This is a genomic window from Streptomyces sp. NPDC020299 (genome assembly GCF_044387825.1).
GTDB lineage: Bacteria > Actinomycetota > Actinomycetes > Streptomycetales > Streptomycetaceae > Streptomyces.
Window position 1 is genome coordinate 52,057 of record NZ_JBIRWL010000022.1, and the last position, 20,737, is coordinate 72,793.

Annotated in this window: 10 protein-coding genes and 6 pseudogenes; 10 read left to right on the forward strand and 6 right to left on the reverse strand. The window is 70.2% G+C overall.

The window, feature by feature from the left end; translation table 11 throughout:
* Positions 1–145 precede the first annotated feature (145 nt).
* A complete protein-coding gene (locus tag ACH45E_RS38955) occupies positions 146–784 on the reverse strand; it encodes an aldo/keto reductase (protein WP_361456167.1) in 639 nt (212 codons plus the stop codon).
* Positions 730–1,794, reverse strand: a pseudogene (locus ACH45E_RS38960) (IS256 family transposase); the annotation flags it as partial. The gene ACH45E_RS38955 and the pseudogene ACH45E_RS38960, both read right to left, overlap by 55 nt.
* Before the next feature lie 236 nt (positions 1,795–2,030).
* On the opposite strand from ACH45E_RS38960, the gene ACH45E_RS38965 reads away from it, so the two are divergent.
* The 3 genes and pseudogenes from ACH45E_RS38965 to ACH45E_RS38975 all read left to right on the forward strand — a co-directional run bounded on the left by ACH45E_RS38965 (position 2,031) and on the right by ACH45E_RS38975 (position 8,493).
* Positions 2,031–2,756 (forward strand): peptidylprolyl isomerase, encoded by a 726-nt coding sequence (locus ACH45E_RS38965; protein WP_361456165.1) that lies wholly within the window; start codon positions 2,031–2,033, stop codon positions 2,754–2,756.
* 284 nt (positions 2,757–3,040) lie between these two features.
* Positions 3,041–4,051, forward strand: a pseudogene (locus ACH45E_RS38970) (transposase); the annotation flags it as partial.
* Positions 4,052–4,644: 593 nt separating this feature from the next.
* Positions 4,645–8,493, forward strand: coding sequence for an XRE family transcriptional regulator (locus ACH45E_RS38975; RefSeq protein ID WP_361456162.1), 3,849 nt, complete (start codon positions 4,645–4,647; stop codon positions 8,491–8,493).
* A gap of 72 nt (positions 8,494–8,565) precedes the next feature.
* Here the strand turns inward: ACH45E_RS38975 and ACH45E_RS38980 are convergent, their stop codons facing one another.
* Positions 8,566–8,949, reverse strand: coding sequence for a DUF6355 family natural product biosynthesis protein (locus ACH45E_RS38980; RefSeq protein WP_361456159.1), 384 nt, complete (start codon positions 8,947–8,949; stop codon positions 8,566–8,568).
* A 344-nt stretch (positions 8,950–9,293) separates the two neighbouring features.
* Positions 9,294–9,924: pseudogene (locus ACH45E_RS38985) on the reverse strand (IS5 family transposase); the annotation flags it as partial.
* 262 nt (positions 9,925–10,186) lie between these two features.
* On the opposite strand from ACH45E_RS38985, the pseudogene ACH45E_RS38990 reads away from it, so the two are divergent.
* Positions 10,187–10,653, forward strand: a pseudogene (locus tag ACH45E_RS38990) (hypothetical protein); the annotation flags it as partial.
* Positions 10,654–10,728: 75 nt separating this feature from the next.
* On the opposite strand, the gene ACH45E_RS38995 reads toward ACH45E_RS38990, so the two are convergent.
* Entirely contained in the window at positions 10,729–12,294 is a 1,566-nt protein-coding gene (locus tag ACH45E_RS38995) for a nitrilase-related carbon-nitrogen hydrolase (RefSeq protein ID WP_361456156.1), read from the reverse strand.
* A gap of 136 nt (positions 12,295–12,430) precedes the next feature.
* Here ACH45E_RS38995 and ACH45E_RS39000 point away from each other — a divergent pair, with 136 nt between their 5' ends.
* Together ACH45E_RS39000 and ACH45E_RS39005 are read left to right on the forward strand one after the other, a co-directional pair.
* Positions 12,431–13,660, forward strand: a complete 1,230-nt coding sequence (locus tag ACH45E_RS39000) for a histidine kinase (protein ID WP_361456153.1) — start codon at positions 12,431–12,433, stop codon at positions 13,658–13,660.
* A complete protein-coding gene (locus tag ACH45E_RS39005; RefSeq protein ID WP_361456150.1) occupies positions 13,657–14,364 on the forward strand; it encodes a response regulator transcription factor in 708 nt (235 codons plus the stop codon). The genes ACH45E_RS39000 and ACH45E_RS39005 overlap by 4 nt, the downstream gene beginning before the upstream one ends.
* Here ACH45E_RS39005 and ACH45E_RS39010 read toward each other — a convergent pair.
* Positions 14,361–14,657 carry a DUF4142 domain-containing protein gene (locus tag ACH45E_RS39010; RefSeq protein WP_361456147.1) on the reverse strand — a complete coding sequence of 99 codons (297 nt, stop codon included), beginning with the start codon at positions 14,655–14,657 and terminating at the stop codon, positions 14,361–14,363. The two genes, ACH45E_RS39005 and ACH45E_RS39010, sit on opposite strands and share 4 nt — an antisense overlap.
* Positions 14,658–15,956: 1,299 nt before the next feature.
* On the opposite strand from ACH45E_RS39010, the pseudogene ACH45E_RS39015 reads away from it, so the two are divergent.
* The 4 genes and pseudogenes from ACH45E_RS39015 (at position 15,957) to ACH45E_RS39030 (ending at position 20,571) form a co-directional block, all read left to right on the forward strand.
* A pseudogene (locus tag ACH45E_RS39015) lies at positions 15,957–17,429 on the forward strand (NF041680 family putative transposase).
* Positions 17,430–17,461: 32 nt separating this feature from the next.
* A complete protein-coding gene (locus tag ACH45E_RS39020; RefSeq protein WP_361456144.1) occupies positions 17,462–17,728 on the forward strand; it encodes a hypothetical protein in 267 nt (88 codons plus the stop codon).
* 149 nt (positions 17,729–17,877) lie between these two features.
* A pseudogene (locus ACH45E_RS39025) lies at positions 17,878–19,364 on the forward strand (NF041680 family putative transposase).
* Positions 19,365–19,578: 214 nt separating this feature from the next.
* Positions 19,579–20,571 (forward strand): aldo/keto reductase, encoded by a 993-nt coding sequence (locus tag ACH45E_RS39030; protein WP_399042462.1) that lies wholly within the window; start codon positions 19,579–19,581, stop codon positions 20,569–20,571.
* The last annotated feature ends 166 nt before the right edge of the window (positions 20,572–20,737 follow it).

Here is a 20,737-nt window from a genome sequence, read left to right on the forward strand (position 1 = left end):
CGCCGATGCATCCATGCGCTGGGGCATTGTTCGCACCGAGGAGATCGCCATCGCTTGCGACGTCGTCAACGGCTGGACCGTTGTCGAGGTCGACGGTGAGCTGGACATCCCGGGAACGGCGCCGGCGCGCACACTCCCATGCCTGCTACTTGTCAAGCAGCGACATGTGGTGCTCGTTGTAACGGTCCCCCTGCACCCCGACTTCACCGGCGAGTTCGTTGAGGTCCGCCAGTTCGTCGGCGGAGAGCGGCAGTTGGGCGGCGCCGATGTTCTCGTCCACGCGGGCGATACGCCGCGTTCCGGGAATCGGCACGATCGACGGGTGGCGGGCGAGGAGCCAGGCGAGAGCGACTTGTCCGGGGGTGGCGTCCTTGGCCTGGGCGAGCGCTGCGATGTGGTCGACGAGAGCCTGGTTCGCCGCGCGGTTCTCCGCGGTGAACCGGGGGGTGGTCGTGCGGACGTCGCCTTCCGTGACGATGCCGAGTGCCACGCACGTCGGCAGGATTTGCGGCTCGGGGCCCCTGGTCCACAGGGAGTACTCACTCTGCACCGCGGTCACCGGGCGGACAGCATGTGCCCGGCGGATGTTCTGCGCACTGGCCTCCGAGAGCCCGAAGCAGCGCACCTTGCCCTCCTGCACCAGTTCGCCCACCGCGCCGGCGACGTCCTCGATCGGCACCTCCGGGTCGACGCGGTGCTGGTAGAACAGGTCGATCGTCTCCACACCGGGAGGCGGGCCTTGGCGAGGACGTCGAGGCTCATGTAGCGGCGGGCTTCGGTCCATTCGTCGTTCTGCTCGGCGAGGACCGCGCCGACCAGGCGGACGACGGCGGTGCGGTCGGGGAAGATGCCGACCACGTCGGTGCGGCGGCGGATCCCCTTGTTCAGCCGTTCCTGCGGGTTGTTCGACCAGATCTGCCGCCAGAGTTCACGCGGGAAGCCCGTGAATGCGAGCAGGTCGTGCTGGGCTGCGTCCAAGTGGCCTGCTGCCTTCGGGAACTTGGCTTCCAGAGCGTCCAGAACGTGGGCCATCTGGGCCGTCACCGCGTCGGTGTCGGGCTGTTCGAACACGGTCCGCAGCAGGGTCGCCACCCAGGGCTGGGCCGACTTCGGGACCTGGCTCAGGAGATTCCTCGCGTAGTGGGTGCGGCAGCGCTGCGAGGACGCGCCGGGCAGCGTGGCGCCGATCGCGTCGACGAGGCCAGCGTGGGCGTCGGAGACGACGAGCTGGACGCCGGACAGGCCCCGGGCGATGAGCGAGCGCAGGAAGGCGAGCCAGCTTGCGCTGTCCTCGGCGGTCGCAACGTCCAGCCCCAGGATCTCCCGGTGCCCGTCGGCATTGACGCCCACCGCGACCAGGGCATGGACGTTGATGAGCCGGCCGCCTTCCCGGACCTTCTGAGTCAGCGCGTCGACCCGGACGAAGGTGTAGGGGCCGGCGTCGAGCGGCCGGTTACGGAAGGCGGTGACCTGCTCGTCGAGATGCTTGACCATCGCGCTGACCTGGGACTTCGAGAGCTGGGTGACGCCGAGGGACTCGGCGAGTTTCTCGACCCGGCGGGTGGAGACACCGAGCAGGTAGGCGGTGGCGACCACCGAGATGAGGGCCTGCCGGTAGCCGTTGCGGTGGTTGACGCGTTCGTCACTGACCTGCCCGTATTCGGCGTTGCAGAGGGCGTCGGCCTCCGCGGACATGAGCGCGTCGGCGAACGTTTTGACCATCGCGCGCAGCAGATCGGGACTCGCCGCAGCGAGGTTGTTCTCGGCGAGCGCGTGCAGGACACACTGTCGGATGCGGTCCTGGGTGCTGATCTCCTTCGAGGCTCCGACACTTCGAAGATCAGCCGGTGGCCGTTTGTCTATGCGGACTCCATCCCGATGCCGGAGCAAACCCCCGGATCAGGTCGAACCCGTACACCACTTCCCTGGACGCAACCTGGATGTGGCTTGCGGGCGGGTTCTCTCCCGCCGGGCCGCGTTTTAGGCTGCGACCGCTCCGAATTCTGGCGATCTTTTGGAGGGTGTGCAGGATGAACCGAGCTCTCATGACCGTATTGGCGGCAGCAGCGTTGGTCGTGTCCGGCGGCAGCACGACCGCCTCCGCTCATGATGCCCCGCCGCGCACCACGCACGGTCCTTGCCAGTACACCCAGACACCGAACGAGCCGGCGGCGCGGCGGGTTCCCCTGCCGCCCGACCCGCGACACACCCCCAGTCACGGCACGGTCGATATGGCTGTCCCGACCAGCCAGGGCCCGCTCCCGCTGCGTCTGGACCGGGCGAAGGCGCCGTGCACGGTCCAGAGCTTCGTGCACCTGGCGCGGCACCGGTTCTACGACCGTACGGTGTGCCATCGGCTGACGGCGTATCCGACGCTGAGTGTCCTGCAGTGTGGCGACCCGACCGGCACTGGCGAGGGTGGGCCGGGGTACGAGTACAAGGACGAGCTGCCGGTGGACCTGCCGCCGGCACCGAGTGATCCGACCGGCGTCCGCCGCCTCTACGGGCGCGGTTTGCTGGCGATGGCCAACGCCGGGCCGAACACAAACGGTTCGCAGTTCTTCGTCGTCTACGGCGACTCCGCACTACGACCGAACTACACGGTGTTCGGCACTGTCGATGCCGCCGGCCTGAAGACGCTCGACAAGATCGCTGCTGGCGGTATCGAGCCAACTTCGCAGGACCCGGCGCCTGTCGACGGCATGCCCGTGCTGCGGACCGAGCTGCTCAGCGTCCGGCCGTCCTGCCGGCCCTGATGGGACGGGATCTACGTCGCGGTGCTGGAGCGCGCCAGGATCGCGCTGCTGGCAGCCCTGCCCCCGGCCGAGGTGCCGGGTGCCGACGTCGCGCAGCGACTGGACGCCTTCCTTGCGCAGGTCGAGGACGCCTTCCAGCGCCACCCGCACGGTCTGACCTTGCCGTTTACCCTGCGATGTCGAACGGGGCTCGAACTTGTTTGGGTTTCCCCAGTTCACCGGTCGTGCCACGGGCGTGGGCCTGATCCTGTGGGCAGGGTGGCTGCGGCACGGAGGCCGGGATCGTGGAACTGGTCGGGCACGGGGTTCAACGAGACGCGTTCACGACGGTGACGGAGTTCCGGTCGGAGCTGTACGCGTGCCTGACATCGCGACGCGCAGTTCGAGTTGTGCGACGCGCTGTTGTGTACGGACGGCCCGGTCCGGACCCTGGTGAATCTGGCGCTCGCGCCGGAACACCGGCGCGGGCACGGTGCCTTGTACTCCGGCGTCAACCAAGGCCGGATCGACGTCGCCCGCCTCCGTCGCGCGCTGGCGGGTGTGCCGTACCCCGGGCGAACGACGGCCGTCTGGTGTTGGCAGTGGACGTCTCGCCATGGCTGCGGCCGGATGCCGACACGTGCTCGGACCGCTCGTTCTGCCACACTTTCGGCCGCGGCCTGGGCAAGCACCAGATGGTGCCCGGCTGGCCGTACTCGATCGTTGCCGCGCTGGAAACGGGCCAGACCTCGTGGACCGCGCTGCTGGACGCGATCCGGATGGAACCAGGCGCGGACCTGGCCGCTGTCACCGCCAGCCAGGTCCGTGAAGTCATCGAACGCCTCGTTGCGGCTGGCCAGTGGCGGGCTGGCGACCCGGATGTCCTGGTCGTGGTTGACGCTGGCTACGACGCACCGCGCATCGCCCACCTTCTGGCCGACCTGCCCGTGGAGGTCCTGGGTCGGCTCCGCTCGGACCGGCTGATGTGCAAACCTGACCCGGTACCGTGGATCTGCCCGCCGCAGGGCGGGCGCCCGCCCAAGCACGGTGGCGAGTTCGTCTTCGGCCGACCCGAGACCTGGGGAGAGGTGGCGGTGGTCACCGTGACCGACACCGACCGATACGGCACCGCGACCGCGCAGGCATGGGACCGGCTGCATCCGCGGCTGACCCGCCGGGCGGCCGACCACGAAGGGCCCCCGCCGGTCATCGAGGGCACCGTGATCCGGTTGACGGTCGCGAAGCTGCCCAGCGGCCGGGTGAACAAGCCCGTGTGGCTCTGGTGGTCCGGCACCGCCGCGAGCCCGGCTGCCGTTGTCGTACTGGAAGACCAGGTCCAACTCGCCGCCACCAAAGGCCTGTTCCAGGGCCTTCCGGTTGGCGACGACCAGCTCCGTGTCCATGCCGCCATCGGCGTCGGCCGCACCGTACTTCAGCGCGGCCAGGACATCCGGCATCCACACGTGCGCCAGGGACTCCTGCGCCCCGATCCGCAGCCGCGGCCGGTCGCCGCGGGCCACTCGACGCATCCGCTCCTCCAGCTCCAGGGCCTCCCGGGCGTCCGGCAGCAGCCGGGCGCCGGCCTCCGTGAGAACCGACCCGGTGCCCGCGCGCACCAGCACGTTCACCCCGACGTATTGCAGGTTGTCCGCGGTCTCGTGGCGGCCCAGCAGCACCGTTCGGGGCGTAGCGGGGGAGCCGGTGACGGCGCCGATGAGGGCCTCGGTGGTCGACGGGCACAGGGCCAGCGGAGCCTGCACTCCGGGGTCGGCGAACAGTGCCTGACGCGCCACGTGCCGCCGCTGGCACGGCCAGCCGGTCACGTCCGCGCCCGCGTGCACCAGGTACCGGCATGTGCGACGCTGCGATGCTGGCGGTGACACGGCCGGAGGCTGAGGGGAGCATCGGGATGCCACGCAAGGAACGACCGCTGGACGACGACAGCGGTCCGCTGGGGGCTCTGGCCGGGGCGCTACGGGAGTTACGGAACGAGGCGGGCCGGCCGACGTACCGGGAATTGGCGCGACTGACAGGCTTCTCCTCCTCGACGCTGTCGGCCGCCGCGGCCGGCCGTTACCTGCCCAGCCTGCCGGTGCTGCTGGCCTTCGTCCGCGGCTGCGGCGCCGAACTCGGTCCGTGGGAGGAGCGCTGGCGTGCCACGGCGGCCGAACTGTCCGGCGAGTATCCCGCAGACCAAGCGGAGCCGGGGGACAAAGAGCAGGCGCCGTACGCCGGGCTGGTCGCCTTTCGCGCCGAGGACGCGCCGTGGTTCTTCGGTCGCCGACGGCAGATCGAGCAGCTGTCGGAGCAGGTGGGCCGGCGCCGGTTCACCGCCGTGGTGGGCGCGTCCGGTGCGGGTAAGTCGTCCTTGCTGCACGCCGGGCTCGTTCCGGCCTGGCGGGCTGAGCGCCCCGACGGGCCCGTGGTGACGCTGACACCAGGACCCCGTCCGCTGAGCGCCTGCCTCCAAGCACTTCACGCTTTGGGGGAGGACCCCCCGGCCGACGCCCACGCCGGAAGCGATCCGGTGGGCCGCGCCGCCCGGCTGCTGCTGGCAGGCTCGCCCGACTCGGCGGAACTCCTCCTGGTCGTCGACCAGTTCGAGGAGGTGTACAGCCTGTGCGAAGAGCCGGGGGAGACTGCACGGTTCATCACGGCTTTGCTGGCGGCGGCACATCTTCCCAACAGCCGGTGCCGGATCGTGGTGAGCTTGCGCGCCGACTTCTACGCCCACTGCACCGACCACCCCGGACTGGCCGAGGTGATGCGCGAGGACCAGGTTCTGGTGGGTTCCCTGACCACGGAGGAACTGCGGCAAGTCATTTGCGGGCCCGCCGCCCGGGCCAACCTGATGGTGGAGTCGGCACTCCTGGCCGAGCTGGTCGCCCGGACCCAGGGGCAGCCGGCGGTGCTTCCTCAGCTTTCCCACGCGCTGCGCGAGACATGGCGGCGGCGCCGGGGCAACGCCTTGACGCTGGCCGCCTTCGAGGCCACCGGCGGTATCGACGAGGCCCTCGCCCGCACCGCCGAGCAGGCGTACAGCGCGCTCAACCCGGCACAGCAGCACATCGCCCGCGACATGTTGCTGCGCCTCACCGCCACCGGCGAGGGTGCCGAGGACGTCAAGCGCCGGGTCGAGCGCGCCGAGCTGGAACTGTGTGGGGGCGACCCGACGCCCGTCCTCGAACACTTCGCCCGGGCTCGATTGCTGGTCTTGGACCACGACACCGTGCAGATCGCGCACGAGACACTGATCCGCCGCTGGCCCCGGCTGCGCGACTGGCTGGCCGAGGACCGCGAGGGACTACGCGTGCACCGGGAGCTGACCCAGGCCGCACGGCAGTGGGCCACCGTCGGCCGAGACGCCGGCGCCCTGTACCGCGGCGTCCGGCTGGATCGGGCGCACGCTTGGGCGGTGGCACGGGACATCCATGCCCTCAGCGGCGACGAGCGGGACTTCCTCGCGGCGAGCCTGCGCGCCCGAAGCCGGGAGCGGGCCGCGGCCCTACGCGAGCGGCGGCGCCTGCGCGCCCTGCTCGCGCTCGTGACCGCCTTGCTGGCCGGAGCCCTGGTCGCCGCCGGAATCGCCGTCGTCTCCCGGCAGGAGGCCACGCACCAGCGCGACCAAGCCCGGTCCCAGCAGATGGCGCAGCAGGCCGGGGCGTTGCGCCGCACGGAACCGGCCCAGGCACTCCAGCTGGCGCTCGCCGGGTACCGGACGCGGCCCACCGCTGCCGCGCGCGGAGCCCTCCTGAGCATGTACGTCACCCCCTACGCGCGGCAGGTGAAGGGAGACGTACGGGTCGAGGCAGTCGCGTTCGCCCCCCGACCCTCGCAAGCGGGCATGCTGGCGACGGGCGACGCGGGCGGCGCGCTGCGGATCGTGAACACCTCCGGCCCGCACCCGCGCACGGCGACCGTCGTGCAAGGTCGAACGGCCCTCCGGTCGGTCGCGTTCAGCCCGGACGGTGCGCTGCTGGCCTCGGCGGACGCCCGGGGCGAAGCGACGCTCTGGCAGGTTCGGTCGGGAGGACACCTCACCCGGCGTGCCGTGCTGACACCGCGCAGTCCGTCGCGTTTCGACGGGCCCGCTGTGGTGGCTTTCAGCCCCGACGGCCGCCACGTCGCCGTGGCCGGCCCCGGGGGTGCCGTCTCTCTGTTCCCGGCCACGGGCACGGGCCGCACCCCGCCCCGTGCCACCCTCGGCGACCAGCGCCGCGGCTATCTCCAGGCCCTGGCCGTCGGTGCCGACGGCCGCTCCGTGGCCGCCACCGGCCAGGGTGGCACCGCCGTGTGGCACCTTGACCCGGCCTGGATGCATCCCGACCGCCCGGTGCGGCACTTGCCAGCCGCCGACAGCCTTGCCTTCTCCCCGCACGGCGACCGCCTGGCCACGGCGGAAGCCGACCGAACGGTGCGGGTGCGGGACCTGTCCGGCTCCCGGCCATGGACCACGGCGGAACTCTCCGGTCCCACGGACCGGATCCTGGCCCTGGCATTCAGCCCCGACGGCCGCACCCTGGCCGGTGCCGGCGTCGACCCCACGGTCAGGCTCTGGACCCTCGGCGTCCCCGCCGGCCAGGGCGGCGCCGTGCAGCGCCCGTTGACCGGTCACACCGGCTACGTCACCTCGATCGCCTTCAGCCGGGACGGTCACACGTTGGCCACGGGCGCCAACGATCGCACCACCCGCCTGTGGGACCTGCCGGGGCCGGCACTGACCGGGCACTCCAGTTCCGTGTACGCCGTCACGTTCAGCCCTGACGGCCGCACCCTGGCCACCGGCAGTTTCGACCACACCGTCCGCCTCTGGAGCGTCGCCGGCCGGCACGAACGCCCCGAGGCCGTCCTCAGCGGTCATGACGCCGCGGTGAACACGGTCGCTTTCGCGCCCCACCGCCGAGTGCTGGCCTCCGGCAGCCTGGACCGGACACTGCGGCTATGGGACGCGGGCGGTTCGCGTCCCCCGCATCAGCTGGCGCGCGTCGTCGCTGGCTCGGACGCGGTCAACAGCGTGGCCTTCGCGCCGGACGGGCGCTTCCTGGCCACCGGAGGCGGTGACCGCACCGTGCGGATCTGGGACACCCGCACCCCCGAACACCCCCGGCAGATCGCGGTGCGGACCGCTCACCGGGACGAACTGGAAGCGGTCGCCTTCAGCCCGGACGGCCGCACCCTCGCCACCGGCGGCCGGGACCGGACGGTACGCCTGTGGGACGTCAGCCGCCCGGCCCAGCCCCACCCGCTGTCCTCATTGCTCTGCCACCGCGACGCGGTGAAGACGCTCGCCTTCAGCCCCGACGGCCGTACCCTCGCCTCCGGAGGGGACGACCGCCAGTTGTGCCTGTGGGACACCTCTCGACCCAGTGCCCGCCCCCGGCTGCTGGCCACCCGCGGCGACTACCCGGGCGCGGTCAAGGCGATCGCCTTCGCCCCCGACGGCCGCTCGTTCTACACGGCCTCCGACGACGCCGTGCGGCAGTGGGACGTGCGTGTCCGGCAACGACCCGTCGAGTGGGCCGACCTGCGCGGACACACCAAGTCTGTCGACGCCCTCGCCGTGAGCCCGGACGGGCGCACCCTGGCCACAGGAAGCGAGGACTGGACGGCGCTGCTGTGGGACACCGACCCGGACCGTGTGGCCCGCCGAGTGTGCCGGACCACCGACCCGGCCGACCTCACAGCCGCCGACTGGCACCGCTTCCTGCCCGGTCTCGCCTACCAGCCGCCCTGCCCGACGGGGACCCGAACGCGCTGAGCAGCTGCAGGCGCGCAGCGGAAAACCCGCCACGGACTATCTACGAGCCGGTTCGAACGAAGTGGCCTCGGCTCACGGCCCGGTGTCACCGGGGTGCGAGCACAGGCCGCCGCGGTAGCCGCTGTCGTACCAGGCGCCGGTGGCGTTCGAGTCCAGCACCGTCTTGCCGGGGCCCACACAGCGGTGGTAATCGCTGCTGGGCCACTGGCGGATGACCTGGATCCACACGTTGGTGCGGGTGTCGCAGTGCTCGTAGAAGGGGTGCTCGGTGCCGGGGTTGTTCCAGCCGCACCCCGCGAGCCGAGCCGTCGGCTCGGACGCCTGGGCCGACGGCGCGACCGCGCAGGCCAAAACGGCGGTGAAGGCGGCGGCGGGCAGGGCGAGCAGCCTCGCGGAGCGCCCGGTCCGCCGGGCACCTGCTGTGCGAGTGGTGTCCGTGGAACTGTTGATGCGCACGTGCGTTCCCTTTCATTCGGTGAAGGCCCCTCGGCCACGGCACTCCGGGCCGCGCCGGCCCGGGGGCGCCCGACCGCACTCGCAGTCGGGCAGGTCCCGGGAGGCCTCAACCAGTCGAGCAGGCTCGTGGGTTGACCGACAGTGCCGCCTCGATACCAATCAACGCCCCGCGTTGTCCGGTACCGGCGCCGACACCGGACAATGCCGCGACGCCCCGCCAAACCATCGTGACCGGAGTCGCCGACGAGCGCAGGGTCCGCCCTGACTTCTTGGATCGGCGACGCACTCGGCGACGTTGGTGTGGAGGGTGACGTGGGTCGACACTGGCGGTGGCGTACCACGTCCTAGATGGTCAGTTTGAGGAAGCGTTTGTAGCAGCAGAGGCTCGCGGCGAGGCCGAGGAAGGCCAGGTAGTTGCGGGGGTGGCGCTCGTAGCGGGGTGACAGGCGGCGGTAGCCGGTCAGCCAGGAGATCGTGCGCTCGATGACCCACCGGCGGCGGCCAAGTCGTTCGCTCGAGTCGATTCCCTTGCGGGCGATGCGGACGCCGATGTGCTGGTGGTGCAGCCATTGCCGCGGGTCGGGGAGGTCGTAGGCTTTGTCGGCGTGGAGCCGCTCGGGCTTGGATTCGTCGCTATGGGATTCGTGCCCTATGTGGAAATGGGCGACCATGGGCTTCAGCCCGAGGCTGTCATGGGTGTTGGCCGCGGAGAGGCCGACGCGTAGGGGCAGTCCGTTCGCGTCGGACAGGACGTGCATCTTCGAACCTGGCTTGCCTCGGTCCACGGGCGACGGACCTGCAAGTTCGCCCCTTTTTTTGGCGCGGACATGAGCGGAGTCGACTACTGCGCGGGAGAGGGCGACCAGGCCCTGGCCGGCGAGCAACTCGAGGACCTTCTGGTGCAGCCGTCCCCAGATACCTGCCCGCGACCAGATCAGGAACCGTCTACTTCGATGCCCCGAAACAAGGCGGCGCCAACTCGTAGCCGCGCCCTATTCCCCATGACCCGCCCAACGACCAACTGACCGGCGGATGCCGCGGGTCTAACGATCGCCTGGCGTAGGAGTTCGGCGCGGCGAGAGTTTGCGATGGCTGATCCGCCAGCGGCGCGAGTACGGCCTCAGGGCGGCGGGGTGGCCAACATCGATGACGAGGCGGTGTTCGCGGCCACCGCTCCGAGGGCCAGGTGCCGCTGTCTCGGTCAACGGGCGGACCGAAGAGCGGAACTCGCCCCGGTCCTGCCGCCCTTGGCCTACATGGTCTGTTCGTCGAGCGGGACCTGACCGCACAAATCATGAGGGACGTCACCGAAAAGCCCGGCGGGCTGCCGTTGATGTCCCATGCTCTGCTGGGGACGTGGTGCCGCCGCAGGGGCCGCACCCTGACTCTGGTCGCCTACCAGGCGGCAGGCGGTGTTCACGGCGCCCTGACCCGGACCGCCGAGGAGCTTTACGCCCGGCTTGCCCCGGGGCAGGCCGAGGCCGCCCGGCGTATCCTGTTGCGGCTGATCACGGCCGGTGAGGGATCCCAGGACACCAGTCGCCCCGCGGACCGCGCCGAACTGCGGGTGGTCAGTGCCACCAACGAGGCCGCAGACACCGCCCCAGTACTGGAACTGCCGGCGCGGGCACGGCTGGCACGCTGGACGGCGACACGGTGCACCTGGCTCACGAGGCGTTGATCACGGCTTGGCCCCGGCTTCGGGCCCGCGGGAATCCGGCTGTCTGCTTCTGCGGGAGCCTCCGCCACCGCATTCTCCTGGGCTGACTACACCCTCCGTCACAACCGACTACGGAACAGACCCGCTCGTTTGACAGACCCGCGCGGTCCGGGCCGCCGCCGGTACTTCAGCGGGCGCCGGGCGGCCAGTGCTGTCAAGGCAGCCAAGAGCGTCAGGCACAGCCAGGCGAAGGTGTCGCCGATGCGGTCGTAGAGCGTGGTGGTGCCATGGGTCGGGATGTAGGCGACTATGGTCTGGCGGCCGCCGGAGGTGAAGTAGTCCGCCGTGGCGAGGACGTGGCCCTGGTTGTCGTAGGCGGCGGAGACGCCCTCCGCGTCTTGGCGGACCAGGGCGTAGCCGGACTCGACGGCGCGCAGGGCCGCCTTGGCGGTGTGCGGGGCGCCGAACTCGCGCCAGTCGTGGGAGGGGACGAGCATGATGTCGGCGCGGACCCGCATCATGGCGGGGAAGTCCGCGTCGTAGCAGATGACGTTCGCCAGCCGGCCGTACGGGGTCTTCACGACCGGGACGCGGCCGTCGCCCGGCGTGTACTTCTCGGAGCCCGGGATGGGGTGGGCCTTCTGGTAGGTCCACAGCACCTTGCCGCGCGGGTCGATGAGGATCGCCTCGTTGCGGCCGTACGCGGGTGCGGTGGCGGTGTGGACGCGGACGCCGATTTCCAGGTAGACGCCCGAGCGGCGGGCCTCGGCCTGTGCGGCGGCCACGGTGGCGGCCTCGTGCGACTCCTGGGTGCGGACGGCCTCCTCGGGCCAGACGACGATCTGCGCCCCGGCTGCGGCCTCGCGCCGGGTGGCGGTCAGCAGGTCGTCCTCGACGGCCGTCATCGCGGGCTGCACCTGTGCGGCGGGGGCGGTGGCGACGCCGGCCGGGGTGTCGGCGTACCGGCTCAGTACCGTCTTGAGGTGCTGCGTCACGGCCGGGGTGGGGCTCACGCCCGCGATGCGTACGGTCAGGCTCGTGGGCGGGGTGAGCGCCAGCCGAGCGCCGCCGGCGGCGAGGACGAGGGCCGGCAGGAGAGCTGCGTACAGCAGGCCGGCGCGCCACGAAGGGCGTTCCCAGCGTTCCCAGATTCCGTTGAGGGCGGCGGCGACGTAACCGATCAGGAACCCGATCCCCCACGGGCCCGTCACCGAGACGAGCTGGAGGAGCGGCAGGTCGCCGTGCTGGGTGACGGCCAGGGAGCCGTAGGCCGTGCCGAACGGGGAGACTACGGTGATCAGGTACTCGGTGGCCGCCACCCCGGCGGGGAAGGCCAGGGTGGCGAGCGCGGGGTGCAGGCGGCCCGCCAGGAGCCGGTCGGCCAGGTACGGCAGCGTCTGCAGGGCGGCGAGCGCGGTGGCGCCCGCGACGACCACGGAGTTGAAGCCGATCTTCGACTCCTGTACCCAGAAGACGGCCGCGGCGGCATGCGCCGCCCAGAGCCACAGCGGTCCTGACCAGGCGCGGCCAAGTCGTGCGAACCGCAACAGGAGCACGGGGTAGAGCCAGGCCGCCGCCGCGATGTCCCACCGGCCGCCCACCGCGAACAGCATCGCCCCCGCGCCGAGGACCAGCAGGCCGTACCGCCGTATCAGGTGATTCTTCAGTATCGGATGATTCTTCACAGGGACGACGCTAGGGAGAGGGGGGGCGTCGCGCCTCGGCCGGTGTGGCGAACTCCGTTGGCAGGCACGGAACTTTCGGTGCCCGACCGGAGGATGATCCGCCGCGCTCCCGGGTCGTCTAGCCTGACTGACCAAGATGGTCACCGACTTGAAGGCCGCGCCACGAGCCGCGCGGCGCTGGATCACCGGCCGACCGCGGGCGGCGGACGCCGCGCTCGGCAGTGGGCTGACGTTGTTCGACGTGGCCACCGTGGTACACCGCGCCCCGGAACCCGCCGCCTGGGGCGTCGCCCTGTGGGGGGCGCAGACCGTGCCCCTGCTGTGGCGGCGGACGCACCCGCGCCTCGCGCTGGCGGCGATGACGGTCCTGTACGCGGCCTTCCAGGCGACCTCCCCGATCGTCGGGAAGGTGCCGGGCCCGTTCCTGCTCATGCTCGGTGTGTATGCCCTGGCCGGACATGTTCGTGCCCGCGTGAGCCTGCCGGGGGCGGTGCTGTGCCTCGTCTCGGCGCTCACCGCCGACGCCCTCACCGGGCACTGGCGGCAGCCGCCGAGCCTCGGTTCGCTGGAGCCGATCAGCGCCGCGACGTTCGTCTTCTTCCTCGGTCTGGCCTGGACGTTGGGGTACGGCAGACGCAGGATCGGGGCCGACGCCGACCGGCTGCGCGATCTCAACCGGCGGCTGGCCGCCGAGCAGGAGCGCAACGCCCGCCAGGCGGTGGTCGCCGAACGCGCCCGTATCGCCCGTGACCTGCACGACGTGGTGGCCCACCATGTGAGCGCCATCGCCGTGCAGGCGCGGGCCGCCGAGGACGTCCTGGCCACCGGGCCGCTCCCCGACAAGGAGGTGGTGGAGGGCGTCGGACTCATCGCGCGGAGCGCCGACACCGCGCTCGTCGAGATGCGGCGACTGCTCGGGCTGCTGTCCTTCAGTGACCAGCGGCTCGCCCCCGAACCGTCCCTGGACCACCTCGGCCCGCTCCTGGACACGGCCACCGCGGCGGGCTGCCGGGTGACGAGCCGGGTGGAGCCGGGGGCGGAGAGCGGGCCGTCCCCTGGGATGAGGGTGTCGGCCTACCGGATCGTCCAGGAGGCGCTGACGAACGTCGTCAAGCACGCCGGTCCCGTGGGCGTACGCGTCACCGTGCGCGGCGACGCCTCCCGGCTCACCGTCGAGGTGGTGAACGGCCCGGCTGCCCCGGGCCACCAGCCCGTCCCCGGCAGCGGGCGCGGGCTGGTGGGCATGCGTGAACGTGTGGCGGCGTTCGACGGCGAGCTGACGGCCGGGGTGTGCGAGGGCGGCGGCTGGCGGCTGTACGCCGTCCTGAGGGCGCGGGCGCCGCGAGCCGCAGAGGTGGCCGTATGACGATACGGGTGCTCGTGGCCGACGACCAGGAGATGGTACGGACCGCGCTGCGGCTGGTCATCGACCGCCGCGAGGGGCTGATGGTCGTCGGCGAGGCGGGCGACGGGGAGCAGGCGGTCGCCAGGGCGGCCGAACTGCGGCCCGACGTCGTGCTGATGGACATCCGCATGCCCGGCACGACCGGTGTCGAGGCCACCCGGCGCATCACCGGCTGCTGGCCCGGGCCCGGACCGGCGCCGCGGGTCCTGGTACTCACCACGTTCGACCTGGACGAGTACGTGCACGCCGCGCTGCGGGCGGGCGCCGCCGGGTTCCTGCTGAAGAACAGCCCGCCCGACCGGCTGGCCGAGGCCGTACGCGCGGTCGCGGCCGGGGAGGCCGTGCTCGCCCCGGACATCACCCGCCGACTGATCGACACCGTTACCGCCCTGCCCGCCGGACTGCTGCCCGGGCCTCCCCCGGCCGCCCGACCGGACCGGACCGAGCTGTCGCGCCTGCTGACCGCCCGTGAACTGGAGGTCCTGGTACTGGTCGGGCGCGGCCTGTCCAACGCACGGATCGCCGCCGCCCTGGGCCTGAGCGAGGCCACCGTGAAGAGCCGCGTCAACCGCATCCTCACCCGCCTCGGCCTGGAGAACCGGGTGCAGGCGGCGCTACTCGTCCACGGGGACGGTCAGGCTCCGCTCGTCGGCCGGGACGGTTAGAACCCGCCCCCCGAAGTCCCTGTCCCGGACTGCCTCAACTGGTATAATTTGTCACTTGCCATGCCTCGCCTGCGCAGTTGCTCGGCGTGCTTGAGGTGCTGCTGGAGCTTGGGCGGGGTCTCCGGTGCGTAGGCCTGCAGCTCATGCTTGTTCTGCGTTGGCCGCTTTTTCCGGAACAGCTCGACGCCCTTCTCCAGGGCTTCTGCGACATGGTTGACGTACGTCCGGTCGAACGAATCGTCCCGCCACTCCAGCACCGACCCCTTGCCCCTGTCGGGCAGCGTCGGCCTCATTGGGCACGCTGATGTCCAGCTTCACGGCGATGCCTCCCAGCTTCTGGGCCGTCTGAGTGTGGTCCGTGATGTGCGGCGCAGCTCCGACCGGGCTGCGGCCCCGGGGCTGCAGCCGGCGCCATGGACCCGGCGGCGTAGCAGCTGCTCGTCATCTTGATGCCTCCCTTCAGCCTGGTCGCTGACACTGACAGCCGGGTCGGTCGCGTTGGCTGCAATAGCGCGAGAGCCAGGTGCCATCGCCCTTCTGCTCCGGCACGTTCTGCTCCTGTTCCCGGTGCCCTTACACGTGAACTCAGCCCCGGGAAAATGCGTGAACGTCCACATCGACACGTCCGAGGTCGCGGACGGGCGGGGAGGTGCGCTGTCCGGGATCCCGGGCGGGGGGAAGACCATCGGCGGGGGACTGGTCGGGCTCGTGGTGCTGGTCGCGTCCGTGCTCTTGGGTGTCGACCCCGGCATGTTCGGCTCGCGCAGCGGGGGAACCTCAACCCCGCCACGCGCTACGACGTCGGACGAGTCCTCGTCACCGGCGAGTCCTACGCCCGTCCCGCGCACCACAAGCAAGGAACCAAGCCCCGGCGCACTGGCGAGACGACCCGTCCGACGCCTAATCCGGAGCGCGAAGCCGTCCCCGGATCTGGCATGCTGGCCCCGTGAACAACAAGCTCAGAAAGGACGATGCCGCGTAATCGGCCGTCCCAAGTTCGCGTCGCCGGACGTCACCCGAGGCGGCAGGCGCATGAAACACCAACGCCTGGGTTGCCGCGTGGCTCCGGCAAGCTTGCCGGAGCGGTTTCCCGCCTCGAACACGATCGGCTCTGGCCTGGGGCGATAGCTCAGGCCTTGCAGCAGTGGTCACGAACAGCACACCGCCCGAGTCGTGCTCTCTCCGGCGGTTGCGGTTGCCCTTTGTGCAACCCCTTCTACACAACAGACGAGCGGGGAGTTCTGGAAGCGGCAATGCACGCTCTTCCGCCACAGGCGGCGCGTGAGCTGCGGCGTCTGGTGAAACCGCTCGACGACCTCTACATCGCGAAAACTTGGCCCGACCCCTTCGCCTCGCCCGACGACGGATGGTGGGCAAGGCGCTGTTGGGGATAGTCCTGCGTCGATAGCTGCCCCAGCACCGTTGCCTGCCCCAGCGGCGTCGTTAAACGGCAAGCTGAGCTTGTCATTTATGGTCCGGCGTCGAACGCGGCTCGAACTTGGTCGGCTTTTTCGCAGTTCAGCGGACACGTAGGCGGCCTTCGTCTGGTCCTGTGCTTCGTCACAGAGTGGATCAGCGCGAAGGCCGTGGTCGTGAGTTTGGTGTATCAGGGCGTCCTGCGGGATGCGTTCGCGGAAGTGTCACACTTCCGGTCGGAGCTGTACGCGTGTCTGACCGCGCGGGGCGACGCGTTGTTCGAGTTATGCGACGCGTTGCTGTGCACGGACGGCCCGGTGCGGACACTGGTCGATCTCGCGCTCGCGCCCGAACACCGCCGTGGCCACGGGGCTCTGTATGGCGGACTCAACCAGGGCCGGATCGACGTCGCCCGGCTACGCCGGACCCTGGCCCGGGTGCCGTTGCCGAGGGCGGCGGACGGTCGGCTCGTGCTGGCGGTGGATGTGTCGCCGTGGCTGCGGCCGGACGCCAACACGTGTGCTGACCGGTCCTTTTGCCACACGTTCGGCCGGGGCGAGGGCAAGCACCAGATGGTGCCCGGCTGGCCGTACTCGGTGGTGGCCGCGCTGGAGACCGGCCGCACGTCCTGGACGGCGGTGCTGGACGCGGTCCGCCTGGAGCCCGGCGCCGACGTCGCCGCGGTGACCACCGTGCAGATGCGCGAGGCTGTCGAGCGGCTGGTGGCTGCCGGTCAGTGGCGGCCGGGTGACCCGGCGGTCCTGGTCGCGCTGGACGCCGGATACGACGCTCCACGCATCGCCCACCTGCTGGATGACCTGCCCGTCGAGATCCTCGGCCGGCTCCGTTCAGACCGGGTGATGCGAAGGCCGACACCCTCCCGCGATGAGTTCTTCCTGGCCAACCCCAAGGGCGGTCGGCCGCCCAAGCACGGCAGCGAGTTCGTCTTCGGCGACCCCACAACCTGGGCACCGAGCAGGCCGGGACGGTCACGAACACCCGGCTCTACGGGAAGGCGACCGCACAAGCGTGGGACCGGATGCACCCGCGGCTGACCCAACGGGCCGCATGGCTCGACCACGACGGACCGCTGCCCATCATCGAAGGCACCGTCATCCGCCTGGTCGTCGAGAAGCTCCCCAGCGGCGGGGTCAACAAGCCGGTATGGCTGTGGTGGTAGGGCACCGGCGCCGCTGAGGCAGACGTCGACCGCTGCTGGCAGTCCTTCCTCTGCCGCTTCGACATCGAGCACATGTTTCGCCTGTTCAAGCAGACCCTCGGCTGGACCAAGCCCCGGCTTCGCAGCTCGGAAGCGGCCGACCGGTGGACCTGGCTGGTGATCGTCTCCTATGCCCAGCTCCGGCTCGCCCGTCCGCTGGCCACCGATCTCCGACGCCCCTGGGAGAGACCGGCTCCGCCGGACAGGCTCACACCGGCCCGCGTCCGCAGAGGGTTCAGGAACCTCTACAAAGACCGGCTCGCCGACCGGTGCACCGAAACCCGCTCGTCCCGGCCCCGGCCGACCGCTCGGCTCGAAGAACCGCTATCCGGCTATTCGTCATGACGTGGGACGCGTCCTCGCCACCGGCGAGGCATACAGCCGTCCCACCCACCACAAGGTCGGTACCAAACCCCGCAGAACAGGCTGACGAGCGACACAGAGGACCAGCACACTGAGCGCATGCGCTATGAGGAGAGAGCCAAGCTCACGGCCGTGAAAGCCCTGATCCCGCTGGCCGTCCTTGTCGCCTCGCCAGTACTGCTGATAGCAGGAGCACCGATTCGCCGCCACTATCTCCGTTACGTCTACCGCGATGAGGCCCCGCAGATCCTGGACAAGAAGCGAGGTTGGGTCAGCGCTCACTACTTCGTGGTCACCGACCCACTCCTGCAGTGGCTCTGTTGGCCCACAGAATCACTCGCCCGTCTCATCGAGCGCCGAGGTTAAACGCCAAGCTGAGCTTGTCGTTTAAGGTCCAGCGTCGAACGCGGCTCGAACTTGGTCGGCGTTTTCGCAGTTCAGCGGACATGAGGGCGGCCTCCGTCTGATTCTTTGCTCCGCCGCAGAGGCAGCGGAACAGTACGAAGGCCGTGGTCGTGAGTCTGGAGCAACTGGGCGTCCTGCGGGACGCGTTCGCGGAAGTGTCACGCTTCCGGACGGAGTTGTACGCGTGTCTGACCGCGAGGGGCGACGCGCTGTTCGAGTTATGCGACGCCCTGTTGTGCACGGACGGGCCGGTGCGGACGCTGGTCGACGTGGCGCTCGCTCCGGAACACCGCCGCGGGCACGGCGCCCTCTATGGCGGCCTCAATCAGGGGCAGATCGACGTCGCCCGGCTGCGTCGCGCTCTGGTGTCGATGCCGTTGCCGAGGGCTGCGGACGGTCGGATCGTGCTCGCCGCAGATGTCTCGCCGTGGCTGCGGCCGGACGCCAGCACCTGCCCTGACCGGGCCTTTTGCCACACATTCGGCCGGGGTGAGGGCAAACACCAGATGGTGCCTGGCTGGCCGTATTCGATCGTGGCCGCGTTGGAGACGGGCCGCACGTCGTGGACGGCGGTGCTGGACGCGGTCCGCCTGGAGCCCGGCGCCGATGTCGCCGCGGTGACCACCGTCCAGCTCCGCGAGGTCGTCGAGCAACTCGTCGAGTCTGGCCAGTGGAAGCCGGGCGACCCGCACGTCCTGGTCGTGCTCGACGCCGGATACGACGCGCCCCGCATCGCTCACCTGCTGGCCGGCCTGCCCGTCGAGATCCTCGGCCGACTCCGCTCAGATCGGGTGCTGCGGCGTCCGGATCCCTCCCGCAAAGCGTTCGCCCTGGCCAACCCACTGGGCGGTCGGCCGCCCAAGCACGGTGGCGAGTTCGTCTTCGACAACCCCCCCCACCTGGGGCATCGAGCAAGCTGTGACGGTCACCGAAACCCGTCTCTACGGCAAGGCGACCGCGCGGGCATGGGACCGCCTGCACCCAAGGCTCACCCGGCGGGCGGCCTGGATCGAACACGACGGACCACTGCCCCTCATCGAGGGCACCGTCATCCGCCTGGCCGTGGAGAAGCTGCCGTCCGGCGGGGTGAAACAAGCCGGTCTGGCTGTGGTGGTCGGGCACCGGGGCCAGCGTGGCGGACGTCGACCGCTGCTGGCAGTCCTTCCTCTGCCGCTTCGACATCGAGCACATGTTTCGCCTGTTCAAGCAGACCCTCGGCTGGACCAAGCCCCGGCTTCGCAGTTCGGATGCGGCCGGCCGGTGGACATGGCTGGTGATCGCCGCCTACGCCCAGCTCCGGCTCGCTCGGCCACTGGCCACCGACCTCCGCAGGCCCTGGGAGAGACCGACCGAACCGCGCAGGCTTACCCCCGCTCGCGTCCGACGGGGGTTCAGAAACCTGCGCACGAAGACCGGATCTCCAGCCAGCGCACCGAAACCCTCAACGCCCGGGCCAGGAAGGCCACTTGGTTCGAAGAACCGCCGTCCGGCCGCCCGTCACGACGTGGGCCGCGTCCTCGCGACCGGCGAGGCATACAGCCGCCCCGCCCATCACAAAGTCGGCACGAAACCACGGAGAGCCAACACCGATCGTTAAGTGACAAGCTAATTTGGGATGAAACAACGGGAGGAAACTCCCTTTCACCAGTTCCGCTTGCTTGGAGTGCACTCCAAGGCCATAGCGTTGAGGGCATGCCTGTATCACTAGGGTCTCGCCGACGTCTCGGAAGGCTGCCTAACCTCTATACCGGCTCCCGGCTAAACACGAAATAAGCGGGAGCCAGACGATCAATATCCCAGGAGCATCTCTAATGCAACAACGCAAACTAGGGCAAGACCTAGAAGTCTCGGCTCTCGGGCTCGGCTGCATGGGCATGAGTTTCTTCTACGGTCAGCCACAAGACACAGCCGAGATGACGAAGCTGCTGCGGGCGGCCGTTGACCGTGGCGTGACTTTCTTCGACACTGCCGAAGTCTACGGCCCGTTTACCAATGAGGACCTGATTGGTCAGGCGCTGGCACCGGTCCGCGACCAGGTGGTGATCGCCACCAAGTTTGGAATCAAGCACGGCGAGCACGGGCCGACCCCGATGTCCGGGGTCGACAGCAGACCCGAGCAGATCCGCAAAGTGACCGAGGCCTCGCTCAAGCGTCTTCAAACCGAAAGCATCGACCTGCTCTACCAACACCGCGTCGACCCCAACGTGCCCATTGAAGACGTAGCCGGCACGGTCAAGGAGCTGATCGCCGAAGGCAAGGTAAGGCACTTCGGCTTGTCCGAGGCCGGCGCCGCGACGATTCGTCGCGCCCACGCCGTGCAGCCGGTAACGGCACTGCAAAGCGAGTACTCGCTCTGGATGCGCGAGCACGAAACCGAAATCATTCCGACCTTGGAGGAACTGGGCATAGCTCTGGTGCCCTACAGCCCGCTCGGCAAAGGATTTTTGACCGGCAAGATAGATTCCAGCACGTCGCTTGCCGACAACGACCTCCGCCGCCTGCTTCCGCGCTTCAGTATTGAAGCACGGCAAGCCAACCAGGTGCTGGTCGACCTACTGCAGCAGATTGCCGACGAAAAAGGAGCCACGCCGGCCCAGATCGCTCTCGCCTGGGTGCTGGCGCAGAAGCCGTGGTTCGTGCCGATCCCCGGCACCACCAAGCTGCACCGCCTAGAAGAGAACCTGGGCGCACTCGACGTCGAGCTGACATCCGGCGACCTACATCGGATCGAAGAGGCCGCGGCCAACATCTGGATCCACGGCGAACGTCTCCCTGAGCAGTTGCAGTCACGGTTCGGCCGCTGAAAGTCTGACCTGACTCCTGAAACGGCAGGTCACCGCGCCGATGGTGGGCAGGAGGTCCCAACGCTGCCGTGGGGGGGGGCCGGGGGGGGGGGGGGGGACCCACAGGCCGGGCGCCAGACAGGGGGGGGGGGGGGGCCCCGGGGGCCCGCCCCCCCCGCGGAGGAGG